Below are 4795 nucleotides of genomic sequence, written 5' to 3'. Positions count from 1 at the left end.
TCCTCCTCGCCTTTCCCGCCGCCGCCGACACCCTCCGCGTCGCCACCTGGGACGTCGGCCTCACCCGCGCCGCCCCGGGCCTCCTCCTCGCCGACCTCGCCGACCCCGACCCGCAAATCCGCGCCGCCGCCGAGATCATCCGCGCCGTCCGCCCGGACGTCCTCCTCCTCACCGGCATCGACGACGACGCCGGCGGCCTCGCCCTCGACGCCTTCCGCTCCCTGATTGCCCAGGGATCCCGGGGCCTCGCCTACGCCCACGCCTTCCACGCCCAGGTCAACGCCGGTGACCCCAGCTTCCGCGATCTCGACGGCGACGGCCGCACCACCGGCTGGGGCGACGCCTGGGGCTGGGGCAAGTTTCCCGGCCACGGCGGCATGGCGCTGCTCTCCCGGCTGCCGCTCGCCGAGCCTCGCACCTTCCGCCTCCACCCCTGGGACGAGGGCCGCCGCCTCTCCTCCCGCTCCCACTGGGACGTCCCCGTCCTCCTCCCCGACGGCCGCCGCCTCCACCTCCTCGCCTCCAACCCGACCCCACCCCTCTTCGGCGCCGGGAACCCCCGCCGCAACGCCGCCGAAATCACCTTCTGGACCAGCTACCTGTCCGGCACCCCCGTCCCCGACGACACCGGCACCACCGCCCCCCTCCCGCCGGAGTCCCCGGCCATCGTCCTCGGCAACCTCAACCTCGACCCCGTCGACGGCGCGGGCCTGCACAAAGCCATCGCCGCCCTCCTCGCCCACCCGCGCCTGCAGGACCCCCGTCCGTCCAGCCCCGGCGGCGCCGCAGCGGCCAACCCGCACCACGCCGGCCCGCCCGAGCTCGACACCGCCGACTGGCGCGACGACGGCGGCCCCGGCAACCTCCGCACCGACTACGTCCTGCCCACCCGCGATCTCGCCGTCGTCGCCAGCGGCGTCTTCTGGCCCGCCCCCGGCGAGCCCCTCGCCGCCGCCGCTGCGACCGCCTCCGCCCACCGCCTCGTCTGGATCGACATCACCCTCCCCTGAGCCTTTCGCCCGGACGCTTGCGCCGGGGCGGGTTTCCCGGCAGGTAGCGGGGCGATGGTCATTCGGCGGACGCGGCGGCTGGTGCTGCGGCTCTGGCGCGGGCTGGTGCGCGCCCTGCTCTGGCTCGCGCTGGCGGCGGTGGGGCTGGTGCTGCTCCTGCGCTGGGTGAACCCGCCCCCCGGGGTCCTGATGATCTCCGAGCGGCTGCGGCTCGGCGGGATCGAGCGGGAATGGGTGCCGCTGCGCGGGATGTCGCAGAACCTGCCGCTGTCGGCGGCCGCGGCGGAGGATGCGAACTTCTGCCGCCACTGGGGGTTCGACATCGACGGGATCCGCGCAGCGATCGCCGACAGCGAGCGGGTCCGCGGCGGGTCGACGATCAGCCAGCAGGTGGCGAAGAACGTCTTCCTCTGGCCGGCGCGCTCCTGGGTGCGGAAGGGGCTCGAGGCCGGGTTCACCCTGCTGATCGAGGTACTCTGGCCGAAGCGGCGGATCATGGAGGTCTATCTCAACGTCGCCGAGATGGGGCCGGGCGTCTTCGGCGCCGAGGCGGCGGCGCTGCACTACTGGAAGACGCCGGCGGCCGAGCTCGGGCCACAGCGGTCGGCGCGGCTGATGGCGGTGCTGCCCGACCCGCGCAACCGCTCGCCGGTGTCGGGCTCGGCCTATATCGCCCGCCGCGGAGCCGCCATCCAGAAGGGGGCGGCGACGATCCGCGCCGACGGGCGGGCTGCCTGCTTCCTGTGAGGGCTGGGGCTTTCATTATACGAATCGGTTGACTGATCCGCCCGGCAGGCGTAGCTTAACGATATGGTTGAATCAGAAGCGATCGATCTCGGCCCGGTCTTCCACGCCCTCGGCGACGCGACGCGCCGCCGGATGCTGGCGGATCTGGCCGGGGGGGCGCGCACGGTGGGCGAGCTCGCCGAACCCTTCGCGATGTCGCTCGCCGCCGCCTCCAAGCACATCAAGGTGCTGGAGGGCGCGGGCCTCATCCGCCGCGAGATCCGCTGGCGCACCCACGTCTGCCACCTCGAGCCCGGGCCGCTCGCCCGGGCGCACGAGTGGCTCGGCTTCTACGAGCGCTTCTGGAACGACCGGCTCGACGACCTCGGGCGGCTGCTGCGCGAGGAGCAGGCGCGGTCCGGGGAGGCTTCCGGGAAAGGAGAAGGCGATGAATGAGACGACCACGCTCGGCGCCTACGGCGTCGTGACCGAGCCCGCCACGGTCCGCATCGAGCGGCTGCTGCCCGGGCCGATCGACCGGGTCTGGGCTTGGCTGACCGAGAGCGAGCTGCGGCGGAAGTGGCTGGCGGCGGGCGAGATGACGCTCGAGGCCGGGGCGCCGTTCGAGCTCGTCTGGCGCAACGACGAGCTGACCGACCGGCCGGGCGAGCGGCCGGAGGGGATGGAGAGCGAGCATCGGATGCAGGCGCGGATCACCGAGGTCGACCCGCCGCGGCGGCTCGGCTTCACCTGGTCGGGCGGCGCCGAGGTGACGATCGAGCTGGCGGAGCGGGGGCGCGAGACGCTGCTCACCCTCACCCATCGCCGGCTGCCCGACCGGGCACATCTCGTCGGGGTCAGCGCCGGGTGGCATCTCCACCTCGACCTGCTCGACGCGCGGCTGCGCGGCGGCGAGCCCGCGCCCTTCTGGGACGGCTGGCGGCGGCTCCGCGCCGAGTACGAGGGCCGCGTGCCGGCCTGAGCGCCTCCGGCGGCGGGGCCTTCCCGCCGCCGTTTGCCTCGGTCCGCCCCCTCGGCTAAGGTCGGCCCCGACCGGCGCCAGGGGGGACGAGCTTTGCGGGACGGCGTTCTCTTCGTCGCGACCGGGGCCGGCTACCGGGAGCTGGCCGCCCGCGCCGCCGCCTCGGTCGCCCGGGTCTCGCCGGGGCTGCCGATCGACCTCTTCACCGACGCGCCCTTCGCCGACCCGGCCTTCGCCGAGGTGCATCTGCTCGAGAAGGTCTGGTTCCGCTCGCGCATCGACGCCATGGCGCGCACCCGCTTCGAGCGGACGCTGCATCTCGACGCCGACGTGCTGGCCGTCGCCGACCTCCGCGACGTCTTCGAGCTGCTCGACCGGTTCGACGTCGCGCTGGCGCACGACCAGCGGCGCAACAGCCCGGCGGCCAACGCGGTCTGGCGCCGGCCGCTGCCGGGCGCCTTCCCGCAGTTCAACGGCGGGGTCATCGCCTATCGCCGGACCCCGGAGGTGCTCGCCTTCCTCGCCGCCTGGGCCGAGGCGCTGCGCGCGAGCGGGCTGAAGCGCGACCAGCCGGTGCTGCGCGAGCTGCTCTGGGAGAGCGATCTGCGCATCGCGACGCTGCCGCCGGAATACAACCTGCTCGACAAGGGCGCGGTCGCCCGCTGGGACCGCTTCCAGACCGCGCCGCGGCTCGTCCACCACTACCGCTTCCACAAGCATTTCACCGGCGGGCGGCGCGAGGTCGCGACGCTCGGCGACCTGCTCGGGCCGATGGCCGCGGCGCGGCTGCCGATGATCCTCGCCGCCGACCGCCCGCTCGCAGCCCTGCACGGGGCGGAGGCGCGGATGCCGACCCTCGCCGACCGGGCGGGCGCCTTCCTTCGCGGGCTCGCCGGCCTCCCCGGGCATCTCGCCCGCATCGCCGCCTTCCCGCTCCGCCGCCTCTGGCGGAGGCTCGCCGGAGGGGCGGGGTGATGTCCGCGCCGGCCGGGCCGCCGCTCCATGCCGAGTTCGACGACCTCGAGATCGTCTCGCCGGCCAGCGCGCCGGGGGAGGGGCTGCCGCTCTGCGCCGTCGTCCGCAACGAGATGTACTTCCTGCCGGCCTTTCTCGATCACTACCGGCGGGTCGGCGTCGGGCATTTCATCGTCGTGGACGATCAGTCCGACGACGGCACCGGCGCGTTCCTGGGCCGGCAGCCGGACGTGACGCTGATGGGGAGCCCCCGCCGCTACGGGGACCTCGTGGTGCCGCGGTCTGGGCCGGGCGCAGGCAGGGAGATCCGCATGGAGCTCGTCTGGAAGTCGCTCCTGCCCGCCCGCTTCGCGCCCGACCGCTGGTCGGTGCTGGCGGACGCCGACGAGTTCGTCGTGCTCCCGCAGGGGGTCGGGCTGCCCGAGGTCGCGGCGCGCGCCGACCGGATCGGGGCGCGCTGCGTCACCGGGGTGATGCTCGACGTCTATCCCCGGCGGATCGAGGCGTTCGAGCGGGAGGGACCCTTCGATCTCGCGGGCGAGTGGTTCTTCGACGGGGAGCGGCACCTGCAGCTCCGCGAGGGGCGCGACCCGCGCGTGCTCCATCCCGGCGCACGCGCCCGGCTGATGGCCGAGCTCGGGCTGGCGCGGTGGAGCTTCCGCGACCGGCTGAACCGGCTGACCGGCAAGCGGCGCTATCCGCGCTACAACATGCTGCAGAAGCCGTTCCTGCGGAAATGGGGCGTGGGCGACAGCATGCGCGACGCGCACCGCTCCACCCTCGCGCCGACCACCGGGCTGCTGCTGCCGCTCCGCCACTTCAAGTTCAACGCCGATTCCTATCGCCGCATCGCCGACGCCGTCGCGACCGGGCAGTATCTCGGCGGGTCGCACGAGTATGTGGCGCTCGACCGGGTGCTGGAGGAGATGAAGGCGCGCGACCATCCCTTCCTCTACCGCCGGTCGCGCGAGGCGGGCAGCTACGAGAACTATGCCGCCACCGGGAACGCGCTGCTCGGGCCGGCGCCGCCGGACGGCTGAGCCGCGCTCAGCGCGCCGCCCGGGCGAGCCCGCTGTGCCAGTCGCCGAAGGCCGGGGCCGGC

General features: G+C 74.4%; 6 protein-coding genes. All 6 read left to right on the top strand.

The genetic code is table 11. The annotated features are described in order from the left end of the window. Positions 1-1010: endonuclease/exonuclease/phosphatase family protein (locus tag Q0112_RS13220; protein ID WP_297976019.1), on the top strand; the 1010-nt coding region annotated here is incomplete at its 5' end. A gap of 54 nt (positions 1011-1064) precedes the next feature. After that, positions 1065-1757 (top strand): monofunctional biosynthetic peptidoglycan transglycosylase, encoded by a 693-nt coding sequence (mtgA, locus tag Q0112_RS13215; protein WP_297976018.1) that lies wholly within the window; start codon positions 1065-1067, stop codon positions 1755-1757. A gap of 63 nt (positions 1758-1820) precedes the next feature. Then, positions 1821-2192 carry a helix-turn-helix transcriptional regulator gene (locus tag Q0112_RS13210; protein WP_297976016.1) on the top strand — a complete coding sequence of 124 codons (372 nt, stop codon included), beginning with the start codon at positions 1821-1823 and terminating at the stop codon, positions 2190-2192. Beyond that, positions 2185-2718: an SRPBCC family protein gene (locus Q0112_RS13205; RefSeq protein WP_297976014.1), complete on the top strand. Its 534-nt coding sequence runs from the start codon at positions 2185-2187 to the stop codon at positions 2716-2718. Before Q0112_RS13210 ends, Q0112_RS13205 begins: the two co-directional genes overlap by 8 nt. 93 nt (positions 2719-2811) lie before the next feature. Next, on the top strand, positions 2812-3693 hold the full coding sequence (locus Q0112_RS13200) for a putative nucleotide-diphospho-sugar transferase (protein WP_297976013.1): 882 nt from the start codon (positions 2812-2814) through the stop codon (positions 3691-3693). Beyond that, entirely contained in the window at positions 3693-4733 is a 1041-nt protein-coding gene (locus tag Q0112_RS13195; protein WP_297976012.1) for a glycosyltransferase family 2 protein, read from the top strand. The genes Q0112_RS13200 and Q0112_RS13195 overlap by 1 nt, the downstream gene beginning before the upstream one ends. The last annotated feature ends 62 nt before the right edge of the window (positions 4734-4795 follow it).

This window comes from uncultured Amaricoccus sp. (genome assembly GCF_937858865.1).
GTDB lineage: Bacteria > Pseudomonadota > Alphaproteobacteria > Rhodobacterales > Rhodobacteraceae > Amaricoccus.
The sequence above is the reverse complement of the archived record's forward strand: the minus strand, read 5'-3'. Positions and strand labels throughout refer to the sequence as shown.